Genomic DNA, 25,852 nt, shown 5'->3' on the forward strand with positions numbered 1-25,852 from the left:
GCCCCAAAGAGCTTCGCTTTTTTCTCCCTTTTCCTCGACCAGCTTTAACTCCTCCCCCGTCTTCCTTATTGTTTACCAAAGAACCGTTAGGGCCCACCCTAACGGTTCTTTGTGCTTTAGCGGATATCCGAAAGATTGTATTCATAACCATGCAAACCCTTGTAATACTCAGGGTACATTGGACTTCTGCACAACTCGCAGCCGAATTGCGGTGGCTACTGTAGGATCTCCATCGTCCATTGCATCAAAGCTCCGAACAACATCCAAAGGGATTTCCTCGGTTTCACCGCATGAACAAGTCGTACAAAAACGTCCCTTACAACGAAACGGAACTCTTCTCACATGGTGGCATCCTTCGCAAACCAGCAATTTGAAACCGTTTCTGGGATCACCACAAGAACGAAACTTTTCTACTTCCTTTAAGACTAAAGAACGAATTCGTTTATCATACTTCTTAACGAATGGATCCCCGTTCTTGTTTTCATCAAAGAAAATGAACGTAAGAATGTTCGTCTCCATGTCCTCATTTTATCAGCAAATAAAGGGGATGACTCCCCTCAGATTTTATACTTTCCGATATTACGAAAAAAACGAGCCCCACAGGACTCGTCATTCATACTACTTTATAGCTTTATGGCAATTAATTTCAGTTCGGTTAATTCCTCTACGGCATACTTGATGCCCTCACGACCGAAGCCGCTATCCTTCACCCCACCGTACGGCATGTTATCCACGCGGAATGTCGGAATGTCGTTGATCATCACACCGCCCACTTCCAGTTCCTCAGCTGCGCGCATGGCTGCGTGAATATCGCTTGTATAAATACCTGCCTGAAGACCAAAACGGGAATCGTTAACCGCCTCAATCGCCTCATCTATCGTCTCAAATGGGGTTACCACAACGATTGGTCCAAAGACTTCCTGGCAAGAGCAGGATACATGTGCTCCTACATTGGTCAGAATCGTCGGCGCAAAGAGACGATCACTTACCGCTTTGCCACCTGTTACGATATGTGCGCCGGCATCTACTGCCTCTTGTACCCATTGGCCCATCCGCTCATGGTCCTTGGAAGAGATGAGGGATGACATGTCCGTTTCCTCTTGAAGTGGATCGCCCAGCACCAATTTCTCTGTCGCTGTCTTGAACTTCTCCAGGAATTCTTCGTACTTGCTTTGATGGATGTAGACGCGTTGGAGCGAGATGCACACCTGACCGCTAAAGGAAAATGCCCCCATCACACAACGGTCAATCAGCGCTTGTGTGATTTCTACATTGTGATCAATGATGACAGCGGAGTTGGAACCGAGCTCCAGGGTCACCCGCTTGAGTCCTGCCTTGTTTTTCATGGCAATACCGACAGCAGGGCTACCCGTAAACGTAATCGCTGCGATGCGACTGTCACCCACCAGCTTTTCGCCCACAACAGCGCCTTTACCAGGCAAAATATTGAGCGCCCCCGCCGGCAGTCCTGCTTCAGCGAAGATATCCGCCAATATAAGCGAGCTGAGCGGCGTCTGGCTTGCTGGCTTCAGCACGACCGTATTGCCCGCTGCAATCGCTGGCCCCACTTTGTGTGCGACCAGATTGAATGGGAAGTTAAACGGGGTGATCGCGCCAACCACGCCGATTGGCTTGCGAACCGTAAAAGCAAGACGTCCTTCGCCACCCGGAGCTGCATCGAGTGGTACTGTTTCTCCATGGATACGCTTTGCTTCCTCAGCAGCGAATTTGTAAGTTTGAATCGTCCGCGCGACCTCACCACGCCCTGTACGAACCGGCTTTGCGGCTTCCTGTGCGAGAATGACCGCCAGTTCCTCTTTGCGAGCCTCCATAATGGCTACTGCCTTTTCCAGAATCAGTGCCCGCTGGCTCGCTGGCATCTTCGCCATACCTTTGCTTGCTTGTTTTGCTGCCTGAATCGCTTCGTCTACGTCATGCTCATCCGCTTGAGCGATTTCGGCCAGCAACTCTCCGGAGAACGGGGAGTAGAGAGGGGCATATTCTTTGGCTTCTTTCCATTGTCCGTTTATATAGAGATGCTTTTTCATAAATACCTCCCAAGCGATTTACTTCGTCACGAATTGGCTTTTCAATACTTCTGTCATAATATCGAGTGCTTCGCTGAGCTGTTCGTCTGTAATGACCAAAGGAGACAGGAAACGAAGCACATTGCTGTGAACACCTGCGGAAAGCACGATAACACCGGACTCGTAGCAGCCTTTCGTCAGACCTGCTACCAGTTCCTTTGCAGGTGCTTTTGTTTCTGGATCAGCGAATTCTACTGCACACATAGCGCCAAGACCGCGAACTTCAGCAATGACAGGGAATTCTTTTTGCAGCGCGGTAAAATGCTGTTTAATCGTTTGACCGATGTATTGCGCACGCTCAGCCAAATTTTCGCGCTCCATTTTTTCAATGACAGCAAGTGCTGCTACGCAACCGAGCGGGCTTCCTCCGTACGTACCACCGATTTCACCAGGGTTGGGAGCGTCCATAATTTCCGCACGACCTGTAACCGCGGAGATAGGCAGCCCTGCTGCAATCGATTTGGACATGGTGATGATGTCTGGTTCAATTCCGAATTGCGTGGAAGCAAACATCGTGCCTGTACGGCAGAAACCTGTTTGAATCTCATCGGCAATGAACAAAATACCGTGCTTTTTGCAAATTTCATAGACGCCTTGCACGAAGGATACTGGTGGTACGATGAATCCGCCTTCACCTTGGATTGGTTCCATGATCACCGCAGCCACTTCTTCTGGGGCTACTTCGGTCAGGAGGAAATCATCGAATTGGCGAACGCAGAATTGCGCGTATTCTTCATCTGTCATAGATGCCGGTTTGTTCATCGGGTAAGGGAACTGTGCTTTATACGTAGCTGGAGCAAATGGTCCCATTTGGAATTTGTACGGCTTTACTTTGGAAGTCAAAGACATCCCGAGCAGCGTCCGTCCATGGAAACCACGACTAAAGGAGATGATGCCTGGACGTCCTGTATATTTACGCGCGATTTTCACCGCATTTTCTACTGCTTCCGCACCACTGTTGGCAAGCATCGTTTTCTTTTCAAAGCTGCCTGGTGTGATTTGCGTGAGCTTTTCAGCAAGCGCTACATACGGCTCATACATACCTACGTGAAAACATGGGTGAATATACTTGTCGAGCTGTGCTTTTAGCGCATCGACAACTTCTTGCGGGCAGTGACCCGCGTTCAGTGTACCGATCGCCCCAGCGAAATCAATATAGGTATTGCCATCCACATCTGTGACCAGAGCACCGGAAGCAGTTTCTACAAAGATCGGGGTATTGTTGCCGACTCCTTTAGGAACGTACTGTTTTCTCTTCTCAATCAGAGCGGCTCCCTTTGGGCCAGGTACACCTGCAGCTACATTCACGAATTGACGCTGTTTGGACATATCATATCTCTCCTTACTAAGGATTAGTGGTGATGGTATGAGTGATAACTTCAGCGACGTAATGTAGCAATACTCGTGCCAACCCGAAAAGCCTGCTTTTATCACGTTTTTACCACGGAGTTATCACCCGAAAATACAAAAATGAATCAAAGTCCCGACAAACCTCGATTCATTTTTGAATTAATTATTCAATTGTAAATCAAGAGGAACGCACCTGGTATTTTTGCAGCTTTCTCACGACAGATGGCTGACTAATGCCCAAAAGTTGGGCCATTTCCGCTGTTGTCCGGCAGCGCTCGGATGCATAGCGAAGCCATTTTTCTTCTACTTGCTCCAATGCTTCCTTCAACGAAATCGCAGTCAGGCCAGGGTCCAGCACCGCCTGCTCCTCACCCATGACCCTGATCTCTGGTGGCAGATGCTGCGGTGTAATGACGTCCTCGTCAGCTGTCACGACCATTCGTTCCAGAACGTTTTCCAGCTCGCGTACGTTGCCAGGCCATGTGTAATGCATCAAAGCATGTGTAGTCGCAGCATCGAGCCGCTTATCCATGCCATACCGTTCGTTGAGTGTGCGTATGACGAGCTTGATTAGCGCAGCGATGTCCTCTGGCCTGCTCCGCAAGGCCGGCACCTGAATCGGCACGACATTCAGACGAAAATATAAGTCCTGTCTGAACCTTCCTTCCTTCACCATCTTCTCCAAATCACGGTTGGTTGCGGCAATCAAGCGAAAGTCCACGTCACGGTACTGCATGCTGCCCACTCGCTGCAGCCGTTTTTCCTGGATGACCTTAAGCAGCTTCGCCTGCAAGGTCAGCGGCAGCTCCCCCAGCTCGTCCAAGAGCAATGTCCCCTGATTTGCCAGCTCGATAATGCCTGGTTTGCCGTTCTTGCCTGCACCTGTAAAAGATCCAGCTTCATAGCCGAACAGCTCTGACTCCAGCAGCCCTTCTGGGATTGATCCGCAGTTAATCTCTACAAACTGCCCTCCCGAGCGGCGGCTGTTACGGTGAATCTCCTTGGCGATCACGTTTTTCCCGACCCCGGATTCGCCCAATATCAGTACCGTGGAATCGACCACAGCCACCTTTTTGATCAGCCGGTCAATGACTTGCATCGGTTGGCTGACAGCGACAAAGCCCTCGCTGTTTTTTTCCCGCAGCTCCTCTATCTCGGTTTCGAATTGTTTTAATTGTTCAGTCAAGCTTTCATAACGATGCTTCAGCTCCAGAATCTCCGTCAGATCGTGGGAGTAGCTGATCACGGAATGCAGGGTGCCATCCTCGTTCCACAATGGATACGCCGTTACCATCAGCTTTTTCCCGCCCGGAATCTCCTGCATCGTCGTTTGTGGTGTCTTCGCCTCGATTACTTTGCGTGTCACAGAAGGAGAGAACACCTTCTCTTTTTCCAGCTGGATGACATTCCTGCCGAGCAGTTGTTCCTTTTCAAGACCATACATCTCGTAGCAGGAATCACCGACCAATCGGATGTAGCCTTCACCGTCCGTAATGATCAAGTGGTCGCGAGAGGTTTCGATAATCCCCTCCAGAACACGGCTCATCCATTTATCATGGACCTCTTCCCTGTTCATCCTTGTGCCTCCCTTCTCGCTTCGACACTGGCTGTTTATGCTGCTTTCTCTTTTCATTATAGGAGAACGGCCGGGCCGCGACAACTAATCCAAGCCGGGCTTTTTCAGACACCACGTGCTCATGCAGCGCTGCCCAGCCACATTCACGGTCTTGAGCGGTTCGGCAAGCATACCGTTTAGCGTGGCAGTAGTCCCCCGCATCATGGCTTCATTCACGAGAAAACGGGTGCTCCCGTCTGGCAGTAAATATCGTTCATTGCCTAAGGGCTTGATCCTCTCCTCGATTCCAATGGAGGAAGCGAGACGCATAAAGAGCAGTCCGCCCGGAGCTAGAACTCGCCACAGCTCTTGTATCATTTGCAAAAAATGAGCTTGGTCCTCGGCAAAATGCAAAACCGCGTTGCTCATGACAAAATCAAAGCTCTCCGAGGCAAAGCTCATTTTTTCGACCGCTTCAACACGAGCCTGCTCATTCGACCAGTCTGGCGCCAATGTCTCCCCAAGCTGCCAAACGGCTCGTATCGCATCCTCCGAGCGATCTATGGCATAAACCGTATAGCCATTGCGCAAAAAATAGATCAGATTGCGCCCGGTGCCACAGCCTGCGTCGAGAATGCGCATTTCTTTTGTAACTCGTCCTTTTAACAGCTGATCAAACAAATAAATGTCCATATTGCCAAACTGCTCAGCAAGATTCATGCTCGATCCCTCCCCTTTTTCCAGCATGCTACAGCTTTTCATGATCCTCATTTTACCATGCCTGCGCTCTTTTCTGGCTAGCAGTCCGAAGCAATCCAACATAGGAAGCTATGCTATACTAATGGCATTTAGCGTCAAACTGCTAAAGGGGGGGATCCACATGTTTGCCCTAAAAAGCCTGGACAGTCTCCTGGAGCTGTTCTTCGACGGCGTCATCATCACCGACAGAGACGGCATGATTGTAAAAGTGAACACAGCCTACCAGCGTATTGCCGGAAAAACAGCCGAAGAACTGATTGGTAAAGATATACGCAGCACGGTCGGGATTAAACTTCATTCCAACGAATCGAGCACGATCCGGGTGCTTCAGGAAAAACGGCCCGTGACGATCATGCAACGGGCAACTTCGGACACAGGGTTCAAGGAGTTCATGACTACCGGGATGCCCATGTTTAATGAGCACAACGAAATCGAGTTCGTCGTGAATTGTGTGCGGGACATGACGGAATTAAATGAACTGAAGCAGCATTTGAGCCGAGCCCAGCAGATGAATCAGAATTATCTGGAAGAGATCAAGAGTCTGAAACAGCAGCAGGAGCATGAAAGTGGTCTGGTCATTCGCAGTAAGGCCATGCTCGATGTAAAGGAAGCCGCCACGAAGGTTGCCTCTGTCGACTCTCCAGTGATGCTGCGCGGCGAATCTGGCGTGGGCAAAGAAGTGATCGCCAAATACATTCACCACAGAAGCAAACGGGCAAAAGCTGCCTTTATCAAGGTAAACTGCGGAGCTATTCCTGCTTCGTTGATGGAAAGCGAGTTTTTCGGCTACGAGACTGGGGCGTTCACTGGAGCCAACAAAGAAGGGAAGCCCGGTTTTTTTGAGTTGGCAGACAGGGGCACTCTCTTTCTCGACGAGATCGGGGATATGCCTCTCGATTTACAGGTGAAATTGCTGCGTGTTTTGGAAGAGCAAGAGTTTCGCAGGGTCGGGGGCATAAAGACCATTCGTTCCGATGTGCGTATCATTGCGGCGACGAACCAGGACTTAGAGGAAATGGTGAATCACAAAGCATTTCGCAAAGACTTGTACTACCGGCTCCAGGTTTATCCGATCCTGATCCCTCCTCTGCGTGAACGTAGGGAAGAGATTCCCTTCTTTATCGATCATTTTCTCCAACGCTACCAGGAAAAGAATGCGATCCAAATTCAAATCACCCCGGAAGCGATTCAAATCCTTTGCCACTATGATTGGCCGGGCAACATCAGGGAATTGATCAATGTCATGGAACGCATGGCAATTTCCTGTTCCAACGGTGAGATTTTGCCAGATCATTTGCCGAGGGAGCTTTTCGGCAACCTCGGGAAAATCATTCCGAAATCGTTTGCGGAAGAAGTTGAGTTGTTTGAATTCCAAGGGATGAAACGAGCCCTGGCCCTGCACAAATCGACACGAAAGGCAGCGGCAGCCTTGCAGATGAGCCAGCCTACCTTTGTGCGGAAAATGAAGCAATACGAAACAAAATACAACAACGATCCAAAAATGGATCAATAAACAAGGCAGCGATTTAAATCTGGATCGTTTTTGGGAGATGCCAATGGTAACTTCGCCTCTGTGGCGGGTTTTTCACTGTTGGCATTCTTTTTGCTTTAAGAAGCTGCCAGGAGGCGAGAATCATCGAAGGGAGGGCTGACAATGAATCGGATTCACGCTTGGGGACTTATACCTTTTATCGGGATGCTTGGTGGACTTCCGTTTGCCAACAAAGCGACCCCCTTTGTACTGGGAATGCCATTTTTACTGTTTTGGATCGTGCTGTGGGTCGTTCTGACTTCCGTCGTGATGACCATTATCAATTTCATTGATCCTGCAAATCGAAAGGAGGACATCTGATGAATATCTCCATGCTAATTACGTTTGCCTTTCTGGTTGCAGCAATCCTTTTGGCTATTCGTTCTGGGCTGGGCAAGAAAATGAGTTTGGAGCAGTGGGCTGTTGGCGGTCGTGGTTTTGGAACCGTTTTCGTATTTCTTTTGCTCGCCGGTGAATTTTTTACGACGTTCACTTTTTTAGGCGGGAGCGGGATGATCTATCAAGTCGGTTCACCTGCGTATTACGTTCTCGCATACATGACATTGGCCTATGTATTCTCCTACTATCTCTTGCCCCCCATTTGGCGGTATGCCAAAGAGCATTCTATCGTCTCGATCTCCGATTTTTTTCGCAGCAAATACCAGAGCTCGTCTCTCGGAATGCTGGTCTCTATCGTCGGGATCATCGCTTCTGTACCGGTTGTTGTCCTGCAACTAAAAGGGCTTGGAATCATCGTCTCGGAAACCTCTTACGGAATGATCTCACCGATACTCGCTGTCTGGATCGGAACCATCGCCGTGACTGTTTATGTGATGATCTCTGGTATTCATGGAGCGGTCTGGACTGCTGTAATTAAAGATATTTCGATTGTGCTGGTCGTGGTCTTCCTTGGATTGTATCTACCTTATCACTACTTCGGCGGCTTCCAACCGATGTTTGAAGCGGTACAAGCTGCCAAACCGGACCACCTGACACTTCCGGAAAAAGGGCAGAGCACAAGCTGGGTCATTTCCACGGTGCTTTTGACAGCAGTTGGCTTTTACATGCAGCCAGGTCTGTTCGCTGCGGCGCTGTCAGCCAAAAGCGAAAAAGTATTTCGCCGCAATACGATCGTGATGCCGCTCTACACCCTGCTTTTGCTCTTCGTCTTTTTTGTCGGTTATACAGCGATTCTGCATGTTCCCGGCTTGCAGGGAGCAGAAGGAGACCTGGCCCTTTTGCGTCTGTCTATCCAGACCTTTGACCCATGGTTCATTGGCGTGATCGGCGGGGTCGGGCTATTAACTGCTCTGGTGCCTACCTCTGTCATTCTGCTAACGATCGGGACATTATTTGCCACAAACATTTACAAGCCGTTGACTAAAACGACCAATGAAACACATGTCGCCAAGGTGGCGAAAGTAACCGTCCCGGTCATAGCGCTCATTGCACTCTATTTTGTCATCAACGGCGGAAATGCGCTGTACGCTTTATTATTGATGTCCTTTAGCCTGATCACACAGTTGTTCCCCGCGCTTTTGCTCAGTTTGTTACCAAAAAACCGGTTCAACAAATACGGAGCAGCTTGGGGGATTCTCGTCGGGGTGACCACCGTTGCTTATTTGACGGTTACCAAGACTACTCTCGCTACGCTGTTCCCTGAGCTGCCTCAGGTCGTAAAAGATTTTAATACGGGCTTTATCGCACTAATCGTGAACGTGGTAGTTGCACTCCTGGTGACGATGGCGACAAAGAAAAGCCTGGTTCAAAAAGAAACGGTTACAACCCAACATAGCTAGACTATACAAGGAAAGTTGGAGGTTATCATCATGTCGTTTCCACATCTTTACATCAGCGGTACCGCGTTTGAACGAGGAAAACAATTAGGTCAGCTCGCCAAACAACAGATTATTCACAACATCGAAACGTACAAAATTCTGTTTTGGGAGATGGCAAAAGTAAACTGGGAAGCAGCCCGTGCCCATTCTGTCCAATACATCTCCTGGATCGAGCAATACGATTCCGAAATTATGGAGGAAATCAAAGGTATCAGCCAAGGAGCCGAGCTAGATCTGCTCGATCTGATCGTGCTCAATGCCCGCAGCGAAATCATCACGAATCTGGCAGGCAAAGATGTGCCGACAGATGGATGTACCAGTATGGCAGCCGTACCAGAGCTCACCACTAATCAGGAGATGCTGCTCGGTCAAAACTGGGACTGGAACAACCGGATCAAGCCGGGAATGATTGTATTGGAAATCAACCAAGCCCCGCGCCCCACGATCCTCATGGTGACAGAGGCAGGTATCGTCGGCAAAATCGGAATGAACAGCGCTGGGGTAGGGGTTTGTTTGAATTTCCTGGGAACATCAGAGCGCATGATGGGCGTACCGATTCACGTCGTGCTTCGCGGTATTCTCAACAGTCACACACTTCCACAGGCAGTAGGGCAGGTCGCTCGTCTCACCCGCGGCACCTCCGCCAATTACCTGATCGCCCATAAGGAAGGGGAAGTGCTAGATGTAGAAACGACCCCAACGAACTATGACGTGCTCTATCCGAGTGAAGGCTGGTTGGTTCATGCCAATCATTTTATTGGACCGCGCTCGGTTATGATTGAGGATACGGCAAGAATTATTTCACCTGACAGCCACCTGCGACAGGGGCGCGCCAGCAAGCTGCTCGGTCGTTATGGAAAAAACGTCGATGCCACGGCATTCAAACAAATTTTTTGCGACCATGGCGGCAGCCCGGACGGCATTTGCAGACACGGGGAAACAATGCCTATTGACCTCGGTCGCCCGATGATCTCCAGTACCGTCTTCTCCATCATCATGAATTTGTCTCAAGGTACATTTGAATTGGCTGGCGGTCAGCCGTGTACAGAATCGTATGAGAAATACAGTTTTACGGCGGCAAAATAGCAGGTTCACTTAACACAATGTTACATGATCCCCTTAGTAGAAGCATGTCCCCGTAATCGAAAGGGATCTCAATCATAAAGGACAGCCCCTACTCCGGCTGTCCTTCTTTCATTTACGAGAATGGCTCCCTTCCATTCGATCACGAAATCCCCAACGCCTTCAGCTTTCGGTACAAGGTCCGAATGCCTATTCCCAGCTCACTTGCCACCTCCTGCTTTCCTTTTACATCCGTACCATGCCTTTGCAGGGCAGCGCGAATGGCGTCAGCCTGCACATCCGCTATGCGTTCCCTGATGGCTGATCCACTGGAGACAGTACCCGATCGCGCAAGCAGTCGAGGCGGCAAGCTGTCTGGCGTAATCGTGGTTTCTGTCTCCATGTTCATCGCGTACTCGATGACGTTCTCCAGCTCCCTCACATTACCCGGCCACTGGTAGCCAACCAGTATCTCCATCGTTTCTGGAGCAATACCACCAAAACTGCGCCCCGTCTTTTCTCTCCCTTTTTGCAAATAAGACAATGCGAGCAGCTCGATATCTTCCTTTCGCTCAGCAAGTGCTGGAACACGAATCGGGATGACATTCAGCCTGTAGTATAGATCGGCGCGGAATGCTTTTTGCTCCACCAATTCCTCCAGATTTTGATTCGTTGCGGCGATGATGCGGACGTTGATCGGGATCGAGCGAGCACCGCCGACGCGTTCGATCACCATTTCCTGCAATACACGGAGCAGCTTTGCTTGCAGAGAAAGGGGCATATCTCCGATTTCATCCAAGAACAGCGTGCCATTGTCAGCCATTTCAAAACGCCCCGGCTTGCCCCCCTTTTTTGCACCCGTAAAAGCCCCTTCTTCATAGCCAAACAATTCACTTTCGAACAAATTCTCTGGAATACTCGCACAGTTAATCGCAACAAAAGGGTAGTAGGCGCGTGTACTCGCCTCGTGGATTGCTTTCGCCAGATGCCCTTTGCCTGTCCCTGTTTCTCCTGTTATCAGCACGGTGGAGCTGCTGTTCTTGATTTTTTCCGTCTTTTCTTTCAGCTGCCTGATCGCCGTACTTTTGCCTACAATCTGATCCAGACTCCCACCTCTTGGGGTCAATGGACGAACGGATACCTCGTTTAGCAAAGAGGCTGCCGCCCTTTGTCTTTTTATGTGCAGCACACCCCCGATGAACTGGTTGTTCACAATGATCGGAGTTGCTTCCACCGGGGCATTCAGTTTATCAATCAGACAGTTCGCCACTGGCAATGAGTGGGTAGTCATTCCTGACAACGACGGTATAAACATCTGGGAAATATCGGCTGGGCACAGGTCATTTTGTGCCAGGATCGTACGCGCACTCTCGTTGGAGTGTACAACATGACCGGTTCGATCAAAGGTGAGGTACGCATCAGAGACCGTATCGAGCACACCCTCTAGCAGTTGACCGTATTGCTGATGGGGCTCGTACTGCCTCGCCGAGTGAGTTTGAACGATCGTCGTAATCATTCCGCTCACTTTTGTCAAAATTTGCTGATATTTTTCCGTATGCTTCGAGAGCCGATTCTGTCCTTCTTTTGTAAAAGACGTAAGCGAGACTACGCCGATTGCATGATTCGCTACCTTTATAGAAGAAAGCAGCTCCACTTTGGCAGGGCAGCTTTCCAGAAATCGGCATCCGATGCACATTTCCATGGAGCCTGGCTTATCTACTAGGAACTCCCCTCGTGACAGGACGAACTCGATGGAAGGAACATGGACATTTTCCCCCTTCTGTTTCAAATAGCGCTCGGTGCTCACAACCAATAGGCCACGCTCGTTGATCACGGCTGCATCCACGTTCAATATTTCCGAGATACCCGTAATGACTTTTTCGATAGCCGGCTTGTACAGTTCCAGCGAGACCATGGAGATCCATCCTTTCCGCATCTTGTTATTTAAGTTTATTAAATATTGCGACTTCTGACAAATCGTTTGCCAATGATGTCAATTTACATAGAATACGGCTATACTTCCTTGCCAAAATTGACATGCACTTTGACAGCAATGGCAATGATTGCGTGTTTTCCTCTCAAAGAAATAACCTTCAATAGCAATCATGTCGTTGCTCGATTAATAAAACAACAGGTTCGCTACCAACCTTTCCTTATTTGGCACAGTGCTTGCATTACTGAAAAGGTATAGCACCAAAATTACGAAAAGATTCATTTCACGAAGGGAATGATCCTGCTTGTTGAGCACAAACGACCTATTCAAATTAGAAGGCAAGGTAGCTTTAGTCACGGGTGGTGCTTCCGGAATCGGATTTGCGACAGCAACACGATTGGCAGAGTTTGGCGCAAACGTAATGCTGCTAGATATCAACGAAGAGCTTGGTGAAACAGCCGCTCGTCAAATACAGGCTCAAGGGGGAGCCGCACAATTTTTCAAATGTAACGTCGTGTCACAGGAAAACTGCCGCCTGGTGACGGAAGCCATCGAGGAATCCTACGGCCGCATTGATATTCTTTTTAACAACGCGGGGGTTATCCGTCGCAAAACGGTAGTAGAGCTAGAGGAGCAGGATTGGGATCTCGTGATCAATGTCTCCCTCAAAGGTGCGTACAACCTCTCCAAATTCGTCATCCCCGTCATGGCTAAATCGGGTGGTGGCAGCATTATTAATACCGGCTCTGGCTGGGGAATCAAAGGTGGCGACAAAGCGGCAGCCTACTGCGCAGCAAAAGCCGGCGTCGTCAATCTGACACGCGCTATGGCCATTGACCACGGCCCTGAAAATATCCGCGTCAACTGCGTCTCTCCTGGCGATACCGATACACCACTTTTGCGCGAGGAAGCTCGTCAACTGAACAAAGAAGAAGGTGCGTTCCTCGTTTCTTCCGCACAGGGACGTCCATTGGAACGCCTCGGTACACCGCAAGACATCGCGAATGCCGTGCTGTTCTTTGCCAGTGACCTGTCCACGTGGGTAACCGGTTCTGTTTTAGTTGTCGATGGCGGCGGTCTCGCATAGCGCTTTCGGCGAACGATATGACTGAATTTTTTGAACAAATGACAGATGGAGGTTTCGAAAAGATGAGCGTAAAACGTTTTGCACACCCCTATATTCCCAATTCCGCTCCCGAAGTAAAGGAACAGATGCTGCGTGAAATCGGCTTTTCCAGCATCGAGGATATTTTTGCAGACATTCCACAGGAGCTGCGCCTGACTGAAAAGATGAACATTCCGCCAGCACTCACCGAGTATGAACTGGAACGCCACGTCAACTCTCTTCTGAATAAAAACCAAACCACCAAAGAAAATATCAGCTTCCTCGGCGCAGGCTGTTGGCAACACTTCATCCCTGTCGTTTGTGATGAGATCAACTCGCGGGCCGAATTTTTGACAGCCTATGCCGGTGAACCGTACGAAGACAAAGGCCGTTTCCAGGCGCTGTTTGAATACCAGAGCTTAGTGGCAGAGCTCGTAGACATGGATGTCGTAAACGTCCCGACATTTGACTGGGCACAGGCAGCCTCTACGGCGCTGCGCATGGCCGCTCGCATCAACAAGCGAACCGAGCTGCTCATTCCAAAAAACATAAACCCCGACAAGCTGTTGATTATCAAGAACTATACGTCTCCTGATCTGACTGTCACCTTGGTTGACTTTGAAAGCGAAACCGGCTCTCTGGACTTGAATGATCTGAAAGCTAAGCTCAGTGATAACACAGCAGCAGTCTACTTTGAAAACCCAACTTTCCTAGGCTCGGTAGAAGCCAATGGACAGCTTATCGCAGATTGGGCTCATGCTGCCGGGGCGATTTGTGTGGTCGGCGTAGATCCGATCTCGCTCGGCGTCATGGAAGCACCGGCAAATTACGGCGCAGATATCGTTTGCGGCGATTTGCAGCCACTTGGTGTACACATGCTGTACGGCGGCGGACAATCAGGCTTTATCGCCACGCATGACGACCCCACCTACGTCATGGAATATCCATCCCGTCTGTTCGGGATTGCACCGACAGTCGTCGAAGGTGAATATGGCTTCGGTGACGTGGCTTACGATCGTACCTCCTTTGCCAAACGGGAAAATGGCAAGGAATCCGTCGGTACGCAAACCGCGCTTTGGGGTATCACCGCTGGCGTATACCTGGCAACCATGGGACCAGATGGCATAGAAGAAGTGGGCCAAGGCATCATGCAGCGCTCCCAATATGCAGCGAAGCAGCTCTCAGCCATTCCCGGAGTCGCTATCAAATTCTCTGCACCCTTCTTCAAAGAGTTTGTCGTCGATTTTACGCAAACAGGCAAAACCGTAAAAGAAATCAATGCAGCACTGCGCGCCAGAGGCATTTTCGGGGGAGTCGATTTGACAGGGCATTACCCTGAACTGGGACAATGCGCACTCTATTGCGTAACCGAAGTGCATACCCAAGAAGAAATCGACAAGCTGACTACTGCCATCCAGAGCGTCATGCAAGTCCAAAAAGTGTAACACAAGAATCAGCGAAGGAGACGATCGACAAGATGAAACGGATTCCAAGAGACCATAAAGTAAGACGCTTCCACCAAGCTAAATGGGATGAGCCCGTCATTTTTGAACTAAGTCAGCCCGGGGAGCGCGGTGTAGAAGTACCGCCCGTTGAACCAGAAATCACTGCAGTCGTAGGCGATGGTGTCTCTCAATTACCGGATGGTCTACGCCGCAAAAAACGCCCGAATCTCCCCCAGATCAGCCAGTTTCGAGTCATCCGCCACTACTCCCGCCTCTCTCAGGAGGTGCTGGGTGCGGATTTCAACGTAGAGATTGGTCAAGGCACTTGCACGATGAAATACTCTCCGAAAATCAATGAGCGCTTTGCTCGCTCACCAAAAATGTCAGAGCTGCATCCGTTGCAGGATGAATCCACTGTACAGGGCATGTTGGAGTTGACCTACAAGCTCGATTTATTCCTGCGCGAAGTATCGGGCATGGATAAATTCTCGTTTCAGCCGGGCAGCGGCACGCAAGCCCTGTTCACGCAAGCGTCCATCGTCCGCAAATACCATGAAGCACGCGGCGAAGGAGGGCAGCGCAACGAATTTATTACCACCCATTTTTCCCATCCGTCCCAAGCTGCGACAGCCGCGGTAAAAGGCTTCAAGATCATTTATGTACCTGCTGACGAGAACGGCTATCCTGACTTGGAAGCATTGAAGGGACTCGTGTCTGAGCGAACAGCCGCTTTTGCCGTTGCGAATCCCGAGGATACGGGCATCTACAATTCCCGGATCAAGGAATTTACGGACGTGGTACACGCTGCAGGAGGTCTTTGCTGCTACGACCAAGCGAATGCAAATGGTTTACTCGGGATTACGCGTGCACTGGAAGCAGGCTTTGACATGTGCTTCTTTAATCTCCACAAGACCTTCTCCATCCCGCATGCCTGCGGAGGTCCGGCGACTGGTGCCATCGGCGTTACCAAAGCGTTGGAAGAGTTCCTCCCCGGCCCATTGGTCGACTTTGATGGAGACAAGTATTTGTACCGGCGTGAGTTGAAAAGCTCCATCGGCAAGGTGCGCAGCTTTTACGGCGTTCCACCAGCAGTACTGCGCGCATACGCATGGATTCGCGCGTTGGGAGCTGAAGGTCTGCTCGAGGTCGCCCAAATCGCGTGCCTCAACAACAATTATCTGTACCATAAAATCTTGCAGATTCGCGGAGCAAGCGCCCCGTATATACAGGGCCGCCGTCTCGAACAGGTTCGCTACAGCTGGCAGCAGCTAAAAGAAGAAACCGGCGTCACGACCTATGATATTCAACGCCGCATGATTGACTTTGCCCACCACTATTGGACCAGCCATCACCCTTACGTCGTTCCCGAGCCGTTCACACTGGAGCCGACCGAATCGTACTCCAAAGCGGAGCTGGACGAATATGTTGCTGCTCTCGCACAAATCTCGCAGGAAGCCTATGAAACACCTGAAATCGTGAAAACAGCCCCGCATAACAGTACAGGCCACCGTGTAGAAGAGTCGGTGCTCGATGATCCCGACCAGTGGGCCATCACCTGGAGAGCCTACCTGAAAAAAACCGCGACAGATTAGTCTTACGCAGCAAATGAATAGAGAAGAGGGCGTATGGTAAGCCCTCTCCTCTTTCATAGGCATCACAGGCAAGCCAAGTAAGGCGTTTTCTAAACCATATCTGCCTGGGGGGATTCTCGTATGAAGAAAAAAAGATTGTTTCCTGTCGCACTGCTGGTAAGCTCACTCGTGTTCTCCATTCTGGCTGGCTGTGCCTCCAATGCCGCACCGTCGTCGAACAGCAATACGCCCCAAACAGCACCAACGGATGCAAGCGCTTCCGCGAATACCAGCTCCTCCACACCTGCGCAGCCTGCTGCTGAAGAGAAAATGAAGCTCGTACACGAAGGAAAGCTGACGTTTGCTATGAGCGGTTTGCTCAAACCGCTCAACTACAAGGACGAAAATGGTGTACTGACCGGATTCGATGTCGAAATCGGCAAAGAAATATCCAAGCGCATCGGACTGGAGGCAAACCCGGTCACGAACCCATGGGAAACCATCCTGCAAGGGCTGAAAGGAAGCAAGTACGATGCCATCATCGGAAGTATGACCCATACGGAAGAACGCGCGAAGCAGGTAGACTTCACCGAACCCTACTACATCTCCGGCGGGCAAATTTTCATCGCCGAGTCGAATGACACCATCAAAACCAAAGATGACTTAAAAGGTCAAATCATCGGTGTCGTACAAGCAAGCACCCACAAAGAGGTTGCGGAAACATTGACCGACAAGGAAAAAGTAAAAGGCTACCCAACCGATATTTACGCATTGCAGGATCTGGTCCCTGGTCGCGTCGCTGCCGTCATCACGGACCGCGTCGTCGGTACATCCGCTATTAAAAACCAAGGACTGAAAATCAAGCCAGTCGACGAGGTTCTAAACAAAGAGAACATCGCCATCGCTGTGACCAAAGACAATCCTGTTTTGACCAAAAAAATCAATGAAGCGATCAAATCCATGATAGACGACGGCACGTATGAGCAAATCAGCATGAAATGGTTTGGTGCAAACCTGTTGAAGTAACACGCTGTAAAAGCTGGTGCGCTGGGATTTCTGGCGCACCTTCCATACTTGCTACGGGGGTATGCCAACGATGGATTTTTTGACAAATATCACGGACATCATTATGCATCATGGAAAAGCATTTCTAGAGGCCGCATGGGTTACCGTTTCTCTGACAGCCGTTTCCCTGGTTATGGCTTCTGTAATCGGACTTGTCTTTGCCTTTTTCAAAGTATCCGGCGTCTTCCTCTTGCAAAAGCTAGCGGACGCCTATATCTTCGTCGTGCGTGGCATGCCACTGATCGTGCAGCTCATGTTCCTCTACTACGGAATTTCCAGCGTCATCGTACTCTCCGATTTTACTGCCGGTGCGCTCGCGCTAGGCATTCACTCCGGGGCGTATATTGCGGAAATTTTCCGTGGGGCGATCCAGTCGATTGATCGCGGACAGATGGAAGCGGCGCGTTCACTTGGGATGCCCTATGGTTTGGCGATGCGACGTATTGTCTTGCCGCAGGCGTTCAAACGGGCGATTCCTCCTCTGGGCAACCAGTTCATCATCGGCTTGAAGGACTCTTCTCTCGTTGCCTACATTGCGGTCACAGAGCTGTTCAACCGCGCACTGTCCGCACAAGCAGACAACTTCATGCCCTTTGAAACGTATTTTGTCGTCGGCCTTTATTATCTGGCACTCGTCGCAATTTTTTCTTTTATTTTGAATCGTTTAGAAAAACGTCTCGACACCAGCAGGACTCCCCTCCCCACTAGCAAACATAAAGAGGTGGCAGCATGATCAAGGTACGCAATCTGGCGAAATCATTCGGCAGCCTGCACGTGTTAAAAAACATTTCACTGGAGATCAAAAAATCAGAAGTAGTAGTGCTGATCGGTGCAAGCGGCTCAGGAAAAAGCACACTCTTGCGCTGCCTGAACTTCCTGGAAATGAAGGATGCCGGCGAAATCGAGATCAACAATCAGGTGATTGATGTGAGAAGTACAGATTTGAACAAGGTGCGCGAACATGTAGGTATGGTGTTTCAGCATTTCAATCTGTTTCCGCATATGACTGTCCTAGAAAATGTGATCGAAGCCCCGCTCCATGTGAAAAGAAAAACGAAGGCCGAAGCGACAGAAAAGGCCATACAGCTATTGGCACGCGTAGGACTGACGGAAAAAGCACATGTCTACCCCGAGCAGCTCTCCGGAGGACAAAAGCAACGGGTGGCGATTGCACGGGCGCTCGCGATCGAGCCTGACGTCATGCTGTTTGATGAGCCTACCTCTGCGCTAGATCCTGAGCTGGTAGGGGAGGTGCTGGCAACGATGAAGGATCTCGCCCGCGAAGGCATGACGATGGTCGTCGTCACACATGAAATGGGCTTTGCCCGCGAAGTTGCGGACCGCGTGATCATGCTGGCTGACGGGGAAATGGTCGAGGAAGGCCATCCCAACGATCTCTTCTCCAACCCGCAACACGATCGGACAAAACGATTCTTACAACAAATCCTGTGAACAAAACGAGGTGGACTAAGTGCTGCAAAGCCGTGACTCAATCCTGCAACTAACCGATGACTTGGTTCAAGTAGAAAGCGTGGTCAACACGAGGGGTGAAATCGATGTCGCTACCCATCTGTACGAGCACTTGAGATCGTTCCCCTATTTTCAGCAAAATCCCGACCAATTGATCATCTCCCGTACCGTAAATGACGAGGTAGAACGCTATAACGTGCTTGCCTTCGTCAAAGGAACCAAGCGACCTAGCGGCAAAACCGTCATTTTGATGGGCCACACCGATACAGTCGGAATCGAGGATTACAATCATCTAAAGGACAAAGCCTGCTCCCCTGTCGCTCTCATGGAAGCGCTGAAAGAAGAACCGTTGCCTGAGCTGGTCAAACAGCAGTTAGAATCAGGCGACTGGCATTTTGGCCGCGGCGTGCTCGATATGAAAAGCGGTGTAGCCAGCCACGTCTATCTGCTGAAGTACTATTCCGAGCACCCGGAAGAGCTGGCGGGCAATCTGCTGCTTCTGGCCGAATGTGACGAAGAAGACAGTTCGCACGGCGTGCTTTCGTCCTTGAAGGATTTGAAAAAATGGCGGGAAGATCACGGATTCGAATACATCGCTCTGATCAATTCCGATTTCGTCGCACCTCGTTATGAGGGTGATCCGAATCGCTACATTTATAAAGGAACTGTAGGCAAGCTGTTGCCATCCTTTTATATCACGGGCTACGAAACGCATGCCGGCTCTGCCTTCGAGGGACTCGATCCCAACTTTATCGCCGCTGAGCTGACACGACAAATCAGCTACAATCCTGATCTATGCGACGAAGCATATGGGGAGACCCCTGTCCCGCCTGTTTCCTTGAAGCAGACCGACTTTAAGCCGACCTATACGATCCAAACGGCATTGTCAGCCTACGTCTATTACAACTTTTTCATTCATTCTTGGTCGCCAAAGCAAGTCTTGAGCATGTTGAAGGAACAGGCAGAGATCGCTTTTGAAAACGCCCTTATACTGCTGCGTGACCGTCATCGTCGCTTTTGCGAAAAGAGCGGTCAGGCTTGGACCCCGCTCCCTTGGAAGACGCGCGTTTTGATTTACGAGGACATGAAAAAAGAGCTCATTATGGAGCATGGCGAAACCTTTCTCTCTCATATGAAGCAGTTCAAAGAGCAGCTCTTGCAGGACAAGAGCCTGGATGTACGGATGTTCTCTGCCCGTGTCGTCGAAGAAGAAGTGAAATGGATGAAAGACAGAAGTCCGGCCATTATTCTGTTCTATTCTTCGCTTTATTCACCTCGGATTGAGCTGGTAGGAAAGGACGAGCGGGAGCAAAACCTGATTACAGCGCTGGAGGAGGCGGTCGAAAGCATACAACCACATTATCCGTACCCGATCGTGACCCGCAATTTCTTCCCTTACGTCTGCGACATGAGCTGTGTGGCGCTGTCTGACGACGAGGAAGGCATTCTTGCCATCGAGGAAAATAATCCGAGTTGGGGCAGCAAGCATTATGTTGACTACCAAGACATCCGTGACATTAACGTGCCATGCATCAACATCGGCCCCTATGGATATGATGCGCATAACCGCTTTGAACGGATGGAGATAGCTTATTCTACGGAAGTCGTTCCCACTGTTACCGACGAAGTAATCAAAAAATTATTAAAGTAGATAAAATACGCCAGTACCCTTCGTTTTGGTGCTGGCGTTTTATTTTGTTCTCCATGAATCGAATAGGCACCCCGCAGGAGGTACATATTATATCTGTTATAAATCTCCAAGGAGGTCCGTTGGAATGAACAATCAACGCGCGAAAGAGATTGCCGCTTCCCCTGTCATGGCGAATGTCACCTGCAATGGCATACCAGTCTACATCCAACATGTTGATGAAGAGACTGAAATGGCTCGAATCTATCCGCTCGGCGAACCAGAAAATGAACAAAATGTCCCTTTAGATAGCTTAAAGGAACATCATTGATTTGCTCGAATTTCTTTCATACTGCTTTTCACTGAAAAGAGGCATGGATTCATGATCCATGCCCTTTTTGCTTCTTGGCAGCCAGCTGCGTATTCCGATTAAAACTGGTTTGGAAATTGCTTAATGATCCCTTCTGTCAGAACATCCGCTAACACAATGATATGATCTTCCCCTTTATCAAAAGCAGCGATATCTGCATCCCAATCCTTTTTCAATCGGGCTTGGAGCATTTCCGTAAGCAACTGGAGATGCTTATATAACAGGTCTTTCAATTCCTGTTCAGTCCAGTTCGGATTCGCGCTGCTCAGGAATTTGGCGATATCATCAGCATTTCGGAACCAATCCGCGTTGAATTTTTTCAAGTCTGCCTCGTTTTTCTTTTTGGCCGCATCGATGACTTTCCCGCCAATTTGAATGTGTTCCTTTAACAGCGCCGTCAGCTTGTTGCCAGCTTCCTCGCCAAAGTACGGCTTTATTATATTGCCGATGTCCTCTTGGTTTTTGAGCAGTCTGGCGAGGACCTTGTCTTGATCCTTCAACCCTGCCAAAGCGCTCACCATATAACCTCTATCCCAAATCATATGGTCGATCCAGGCTCTTCGCATATCACCCTGCAGCTTTACTTCCTTTGGCTTTAAGCTTTCTTGTTGCTGCGGATCCCCGCTTCCTTCTTTCGCTTGCACAGCAAGCGGTGAGTTAAGCAATGCCAGACACATGAATAACAACACAACTTTCGAGAGTTTTGATTTCATCGTGTTTTCTCCTTCGCTTGTTTCGTATGTAGGTCCCGTTGTTATTTTGGACAAATTTCCTTCTTTCATTCTTCCACTTCGGTCAAATTGACACAGGGGGCAAGCATCCTTATAGTTGTCTTATCAACAGTTGATATGAACCACTAAAGAAGGAGGGCCCTTCATGAAAATAAATGAGTATATTGGCGTGATTGTAAAGCGAACCGACTTAAAGCTGAACAGTTACTATCAAAAAGTAGTTAATCCCTTCCATATCACCATTGATCAGTGGATGATTCTCGTCGTGTTGTGGGAAGAAGAAGGATTGACACAAAACGAACTGGCTGAGCGAACCTATAAGGATAAAACGAATATTGCTCGGATGCTTTTTACCATGGAAGAGAGAGGCTTTATCCATCGAGTGACTGACAAAAAGGATCGGCGCTCTCTGCATGTTTACTTGACAGAAAAAGGACGGCTTTTAAAAGATGAGATCCTCCCTCCTTCCATTGAAGCCTACCAGAAAACAATTGCCGGCTTGACGGAAGAAGAGGTCATTCAGTTTCGAAAAACACTCAATATCATTTATGAGAACGTGAAAAATTTATAAAATCAAAGTATTGTGCTGGAGCTTTTTATCTGTATAATTAGTTGTTGTAGCAACAGTGTAAATAACAACTAAAAACGATATTCTTTTTTTGCTCATTTAGTTGCTATTACAACTGTATAAACAACAACTTATTTTGAAAGGAGCGTTGTTGATGAACAAGGATAGTATTTGGGGCACTCATTACCGAGCTTTGACCATTGGTATTGTTCTGGTCGTAACTGCTACTGCTTTCGAAGGTTTGGCTGTCACAACCATCGCACCTGGCCTCTCTAGGGAATTGCAGGGAGAGAGCCTTTACGGCTGGATATTTAGCGCCTATTTGCTAGCCCAGCTTATTGGTACGGTGATTACAGGGCAACTGGTCGATAAAAAAGGTCCCGCTCAGCCATTTATGACGATGATTTTGCTTTTTGCTGCCGGGATTGTTGTCGCCGCTATTGCCCCGAACATGCCGATTTTATTGCTAGGGCGTGTTATGCAAGGATTCGGAGCAGGAGCTTTAATCAACTGCGTGTATACCATGATTTCCCTGCGGTACCCTGACTCCCTCCGCACTCAAATTCTTGCGGTCTTCTCCAGTGCTTACATTCTTCCGGGTCTATTTGGACCTTATGTAGCTGGGGTCATTTCAGAACATTTGTCGTGGCGATACGTGTTCTGGTTGATCCTTCCCTTCATCGTTCTTTCTGCAATCTTAACTACACCCTCGTTTAGAGGCTTAAAAACAGAAACAAACGCTGGGAACAACCGCCGACTGTTCCTCCCTTTCTTCTTGGCTTTGGGAACGGGTGTCTTCCTCTTTGGACTCGGCAAAATTCCTTCTGCTTATGGCATCATCTTGGCCGTCGCAGGCCTGGTAACCCTAATCATTCCATTATATAAACTGATGCCTCAGGGAACGCTCGTCGCACGTGTGGGTCTGCCAGCCATCATAGCTTCTCGTGGTCTGTTTGTTTCTGCTTATTACGGCACGCAAACGTATCTGGTTCTTGGGCTGACATCTGTTATGGAACTGACTGCCGATAAAGCCGGCTTGGCGGTCGCCTCTGCAGCAATCAGTTGGTCACTGGCAGCCAATGTCCAAGCAAAATGGGATGCAGCAGACTTCGGAGCAGGTCGAAAAAAACGAGTAGTCACTGGCCTTCTCATCATGCTTATTGGTGTTTCCTTCTCTGTGCCGCTGGCATTCATTCCACATGATCTTGTCGGCGTCACTCTCGCCATTTTCAGCCAGATCATTATGGGCTTCGGGATCGGTTTGGCTCACCCGACAAGCGGTGCCATCGCGTTTTCTCTTGCAAAGGCTGGCGAGGAGGGCAAGGTTTCTGCAGAAATTTCTGTTGCCGATACTTTTACTCCGGCGATTGGTATTGGATTGGGAGGGGCAATCATCACTGTCATGACTGCCATAGGCTTTTCTCTTCCTGTCGGCATTACGGTTTCTTTGCTTCTTCAAGTTTTGACCGTCATGATCAGCTTGGTAGCAGCTGCTCGGCTAGCATCGCAACCGATATCACAAACAGAAAAAAGGACACCGTGAAAGATGTCCTTTGCATTCGTTGTGTTACCGGGTATGTATTCGATACTGCTCGGGCGTTACCCCGACATGCTTCGCGAATATTCGAAAAAATTGGCTCGGACTGGAAAAACCGAGAACGAAGCTGATATCTGTTACGGTTCCAGAAGAGCGCTGCAACAGTTCCTTCGCTTTGCCGATCCGCAGCTGCAACACATATTGGTACGGAGTTTGACCCGTTACGAATTTAAAGGATCGGATAAAATGGAACCTGCTTTGCCTGGCAAGGGAAGCTAATGTATCGACACTCATTTTCTCTGTGTAGTGGGCATGAATATAATCCAAAACTCTCGCCATATGAGAGTCTGCATTCCTCTCTAATCGAGGGACAATGTCGCTGGCCGCGTTTCCTACTAGCAATCTTTGTAGATATGCGAGCACCTGCATCTCTATTTCTTCTACGGCCAATTTTTCCGTACGGTCCAGGGCAAGCATTCCTGTGGTCCACTGGCGAAAAAGCATGGTCCATGCTACCGGGTCGAATTGTTGTCGGAATGCAGGATCGAACCCTCTATCCTGATGATGCGCGTACATGCACCGGTCCTTCACCCGAACGATAATCACACCTGCATCAGGGCCTATATGAAAAGAATGCTTGTCTCGCGGGTGCAGAATCAGTCCCTCGCCTGCCGCAAGCTTCTCTACTTTGCCTTCATGTGTAAAAAAACACGTCCCTTGTACAGGAATGGTCACCTGAAATTGATCGTCATGTACATGGGGCGCATTTTCATATGTGCTCTCAATTTTGTGCAATTCCAGTTGTGGCAGGACTATTTGCATTTGCATCGGCAATCACCCAGCACCATTATAGCAAAAATTGCTCGACATCTACGCACGATTTAAGACGACGTCCTGTGCTCCTTCCTTTAGCATAAGTTGAAAATAGATAGAGAAGGAAGTGGAGAGATTGTCACAAAGTACTACCACAGACACCACGCAAAACACTTCGCTGGTCATCCTGCTCGGCGTAAGTGCAGCGCATTTGCTTAATGATGCAATGCAGTCAGTCGTGCCAGCTGTTTTCCCTCTGTTTCAGCAAAAGATGCAGCTCAGCTTTGTGGAGATTGGCTGGGTCGCTTTTACGCTGAATATTACCGCGTCGATTTTGCAACCGCTAATCGGATACTACACGGATCGCCGTCCGATGCCGCTTCTTTTACCGATGGGAATGCTTTTTACCCTTCTCGGAATGGTGGGTCTGGCACTATCGCCTTCGCTCGGATTTCTCCTGCTGTCAGCAGCCCTGATTGGGGTCGGTTCCTCCGTCCTACATCCTGAATCCTCACGCGTTGCCCATATGGCGATGAAGCATCGTAGAGGACTTGCCCAATCCGTATTTCAAGTGGGGGGAAATACAGGTCAGACATTAGCCCCGCTCATGGTAGCGTTCATCATCAGTCCACAGGGTCAGCTGGGCTTCCTCTGGTTTATCCTGCTTGCTGTCGTCGGCATCATCCTGCAATCGTTTATTAGTCAGTGGTATCGCCGCCATGTTCGTCCAAAGAATCCGACTCGCCCAGAGGCTCAGGCTGCAACCATTCGCGAAAATCGGTTCAATAACGGCTTTATTGTGTATGTAATGGGCATCCTTGTTCTCATGCTGTTTTCCAAATTCGTCTATCTGGCAAGCATGACAGGCTACTACTCCTTTTACTACATGGACAAATTTCAGTTGCCCCTGGAAAATGCCCAGATGTGTCTCTTTGCCCTCCAATTCGCAGGCATGCTCGGGACCTTTCTAGGCGGACCATTGGCTGACCGCTTTGGTCGTCAAAAGATTATCTGGTTTTCGATCCTTGGAACAGCACCCTTTTCCTTACTGCTGCCCTATATGGGGCCGATCGGGTCAATTGTTGTCTGCGTAGCGATCGGGTTAATCCTGATGTCTGGTTTCTCCGTGATTATTGTGTATGCTCAGGAAATGCTTCCGGGTCACGTCGGTACGGTCGCCGGATTGTTTTTCGGTCTATCGTTTGGCCTCGCGGGACTGGGGTCAGTCGTGATGGGGCAGTTGATGGATAGTTATGGCATCCAGACGATGATTCAGGTATGCGCTTATTTGCCTTTGCTCGGGCTTTTTGCGCTGCTGCTGCCCAAAGACTCTGCCATTATGGGCAAGCCTACGGGAAAGATCGGTGTAGAGGCCAAAGCATAGGCCTTTATCGAGGACTTATCAAGGATGACTGTGAAGCACTTAAACTCCCTC

The 25,852-nt window shown here is 49.4% G+C and carries 22 protein-coding genes and 1 pseudogene; 15 read left to right on the forward strand and 8 right to left on the reverse strand.

Features of this window, described 5'->3' with window-relative positions; translation table 11 throughout:
• Positions 1 to 273: 273 nt before the first annotated feature.
• The 5 genes and pseudogenes from ACIFQN_RS28735 to ACIFQN_RS28755 form a co-directional block, all read right to left on the reverse strand.
• Positions 274 to 519 (reverse strand): annotated as a pseudogene (locus tag ACIFQN_RS28735) (transposase zinc-binding domain-containing protein); the annotation flags it as partial.
• A gap of 104 nt (positions 520 to 623) precedes the next feature.
• On the reverse strand, positions 624 to 2,048 hold the full coding sequence (locus ACIFQN_RS28740; RefSeq protein WP_429836467.1) for an aldehyde dehydrogenase family protein: 1,425 nt from the start codon (positions 2,046 to 2,048) through the stop codon (positions 624 to 626).
• 18 nt (positions 2,049 to 2,066) lie between these two features.
• Positions 2,067 to 3,416, reverse strand: coding sequence for a 4-aminobutyrate--2-oxoglutarate transaminase (gene gabT, locus ACIFQN_RS28745; RefSeq protein ID WP_429836468.1), 1,350 nt, complete (start codon positions 3,414 to 3,416; stop codon positions 2,067 to 2,069).
• Positions 3,417 to 3,615: 199 nt separating this feature from the next.
• A complete protein-coding gene (locus ACIFQN_RS28750; protein ID WP_429836469.1) occupies positions 3,616 to 5,013 on the reverse strand; it encodes a sigma-54 interaction domain-containing protein in 1,398 nt (465 codons plus the stop codon).
• Between the two features lie 84 nt (positions 5,014 to 5,097).
• The gene (locus ACIFQN_RS28755; RefSeq protein ID WP_429836470.1) at positions 5,098 to 5,712 is read right to left on the reverse strand and encodes a class I SAM-dependent methyltransferase; all 615 of its coding nucleotides are present in this window, start codon (positions 5,710 to 5,712) and stop codon (positions 5,098 to 5,100) included.
• Positions 5,713 to 5,872: 160 nt separating this feature from the next.
• Here ACIFQN_RS28755 and ACIFQN_RS28760 point away from each other — a divergent pair, with 160 nt between their 5' ends.
• The 4 genes from ACIFQN_RS28760 to ACIFQN_RS28775 all read left to right on the forward strand — a co-directional run bounded on the left by ACIFQN_RS28760 (position 5,873) and on the right by ACIFQN_RS28775 (position 10,206).
• Entirely contained in the window at positions 5,873 to 7,264 is a 1,392-nt protein-coding gene (locus ACIFQN_RS28760) for a sigma-54 interaction domain-containing protein (protein WP_429836471.1), read from the forward strand.
• 141 nt (positions 7,265 to 7,405) lie between these two features.
• Positions 7,406 to 7,603, forward strand: a complete 198-nt coding sequence (locus ACIFQN_RS28765; protein ID WP_429836472.1) for a DUF3311 domain-containing protein — start codon at positions 7,406 to 7,408, stop codon at positions 7,601 to 7,603.
• Positions 7,603 to 9,081: a sodium:solute symporter family protein gene (locus ACIFQN_RS28770; RefSeq protein WP_429836473.1), complete on the forward strand. Its 1,479-nt coding sequence runs from the start codon at positions 7,603 to 7,605 to the stop codon at positions 9,079 to 9,081. Before ACIFQN_RS28765 ends, ACIFQN_RS28770 begins: the two co-directional genes overlap by 1 nt.
• 30 nt (positions 9,082 to 9,111) lie before the next feature.
• Positions 9,112 to 10,206: a C45 family autoproteolytic acyltransferase/hydolase gene (locus ACIFQN_RS28775; RefSeq protein WP_429836474.1), complete on the forward strand. Its 1,095-nt coding sequence runs from the start codon at positions 9,112 to 9,114 to the stop codon at positions 10,204 to 10,206.
• Between the two features lie 139 nt (positions 10,207 to 10,345).
• On the opposite strand, the gene ACIFQN_RS28780 is transcribed toward ACIFQN_RS28775, so the two are convergent.
• The gene (locus ACIFQN_RS28780) at positions 10,346 to 12,097 is read right to left on the reverse strand and encodes a sigma-54 interaction domain-containing protein (protein ID WP_429836475.1); all 1,752 of its coding nucleotides are present in this window, start codon (positions 12,095 to 12,097) and stop codon (positions 10,346 to 10,348) included.
• A gap of 325 nt (positions 12,098 to 12,422) precedes the next feature.
• On the opposite strand from ACIFQN_RS28780, the gene ACIFQN_RS28785 reads away from it, so the two are divergent.
• From ACIFQN_RS28785 to ACIFQN_RS28820, 8 genes are all read left to right on the forward strand, one after another.
• The gene (locus ACIFQN_RS28785; protein WP_429836488.1) at positions 12,423 to 13,202 is read left to right on the forward strand and encodes an SDR family NAD(P)-dependent oxidoreductase; all 780 of its coding nucleotides are present in this window, start codon (positions 12,423 to 12,425) and stop codon (positions 13,200 to 13,202) included.
• Between the two features lie 62 nt (positions 13,203 to 13,264).
• Positions 13,265 to 14,665 carry an aminomethyl-transferring glycine dehydrogenase subunit GcvPA gene (gene gcvPA, locus ACIFQN_RS28790; protein WP_429836476.1) on the forward strand — a complete coding sequence of 467 codons (1,401 nt, stop codon included), beginning with the start codon at positions 13,265 to 13,267 and terminating at the stop codon, positions 14,663 to 14,665.
• Between the two features lie 32 nt (positions 14,666 to 14,697).
• Positions 14,698 to 16,257, forward strand: coding sequence for an aminomethyl-transferring glycine dehydrogenase subunit GcvPB (gcvPB, locus tag ACIFQN_RS28795; RefSeq protein WP_429836477.1), 1,560 nt, complete (start codon positions 14,698 to 14,700; stop codon positions 16,255 to 16,257).
• A 120-nt stretch (positions 16,258 to 16,377) separates the two neighbouring features.
• Positions 16,378 to 17,262, forward strand: coding sequence for an ABC transporter substrate-binding protein (locus ACIFQN_RS28800; RefSeq protein ID WP_429836478.1), 885 nt, complete (start codon positions 16,378 to 16,380; stop codon positions 17,260 to 17,262).
• Between the two features lie 70 nt (positions 17,263 to 17,332).
• Positions 17,333 to 18,034 (forward strand): amino acid ABC transporter permease, encoded by a 702-nt coding sequence (locus ACIFQN_RS28805; RefSeq protein WP_429836479.1) that lies wholly within the window; start codon positions 17,333 to 17,335, stop codon positions 18,032 to 18,034.
• Positions 18,031 to 18,753, forward strand: a complete 723-nt coding sequence (locus ACIFQN_RS28810) for an amino acid ABC transporter ATP-binding protein (protein WP_429836480.1) — start codon at positions 18,031 to 18,033, stop codon at positions 18,751 to 18,753. The genes ACIFQN_RS28805 and ACIFQN_RS28810 overlap by 4 nt, the downstream gene beginning before the upstream one ends.
• A gap of 19 nt (positions 18,754 to 18,772) precedes the next feature.
• Entirely contained in the window at positions 18,773 to 20,422 is a 1,650-nt protein-coding gene (locus tag ACIFQN_RS28815) for a M20/M25/M40 family metallo-hydrolase (RefSeq protein ID WP_429836481.1), read from the forward strand.
• A 124-nt stretch (positions 20,423 to 20,546) separates the two neighbouring features.
• Positions 20,547 to 20,729, forward strand: coding sequence for a small acid-soluble spore protein H (locus ACIFQN_RS28820; protein ID WP_429836482.1), 183 nt, complete (start codon positions 20,547 to 20,549; stop codon positions 20,727 to 20,729).
• Between the two features lie 98 nt (positions 20,730 to 20,827).
• On the opposite strand, the gene ACIFQN_RS28825 is transcribed toward ACIFQN_RS28820, so the two are convergent.
• The gene (locus ACIFQN_RS28825; RefSeq protein WP_429836483.1) at positions 20,828 to 21,481 is read right to left on the reverse strand and encodes a glycosyltransferase; all 654 of its coding nucleotides are present in this window, start codon (positions 21,479 to 21,481) and stop codon (positions 20,828 to 20,830) included.
• A gap of 163 nt (positions 21,482 to 21,644) precedes the next feature.
• Between ACIFQN_RS28825 and ACIFQN_RS28830 the strand changes: the two genes are divergently transcribed.
• Positions 21,645 to 22,070: a MarR family winged helix-turn-helix transcriptional regulator gene (locus ACIFQN_RS28830; RefSeq protein WP_429836484.1), complete on the forward strand. Its 426-nt coding sequence runs from the start codon at positions 21,645 to 21,647 to the stop codon at positions 22,068 to 22,070.
• 151 nt (positions 22,071 to 22,221) lie between these two features.
• On the forward strand, positions 22,222 to 23,610 hold the full coding sequence (locus ACIFQN_RS28835; RefSeq protein ID WP_429836485.1) for an MFS transporter: 1,389 nt from the start codon (positions 22,222 to 22,224) through the stop codon (positions 23,608 to 23,610).
• Between the two features lie 24 nt (positions 23,611 to 23,634).
• Here the strand turns inward: ACIFQN_RS28835 and ACIFQN_RS28840 are convergent, their stop codons facing one another.
• On the reverse strand, positions 23,635 to 24,432 hold the full coding sequence (locus ACIFQN_RS28840) for a helix-turn-helix domain-containing protein (protein ID WP_429836486.1): 798 nt from the start codon (positions 24,430 to 24,432) through the stop codon (positions 23,635 to 23,637).
• Positions 24,433 to 24,553: 121 nt separating this feature from the next.
• Here ACIFQN_RS28840 and ACIFQN_RS28845 point away from each other — a divergent pair, with 121 nt between their 5' ends.
• Positions 24,554 to 25,801 carry an MFS transporter gene (locus ACIFQN_RS28845; protein WP_429836487.1) on the forward strand — a complete coding sequence of 416 codons (1,248 nt, stop codon included), beginning with the start codon at positions 24,554 to 24,556 and terminating at the stop codon, positions 25,799 to 25,801.
• Positions 25,802 to 25,852 lie beyond the last annotated feature (51 nt).

The sequence above is a fragment of the Brevibacillus sp. NRS-1366 genome (assembly GCF_050467985.1).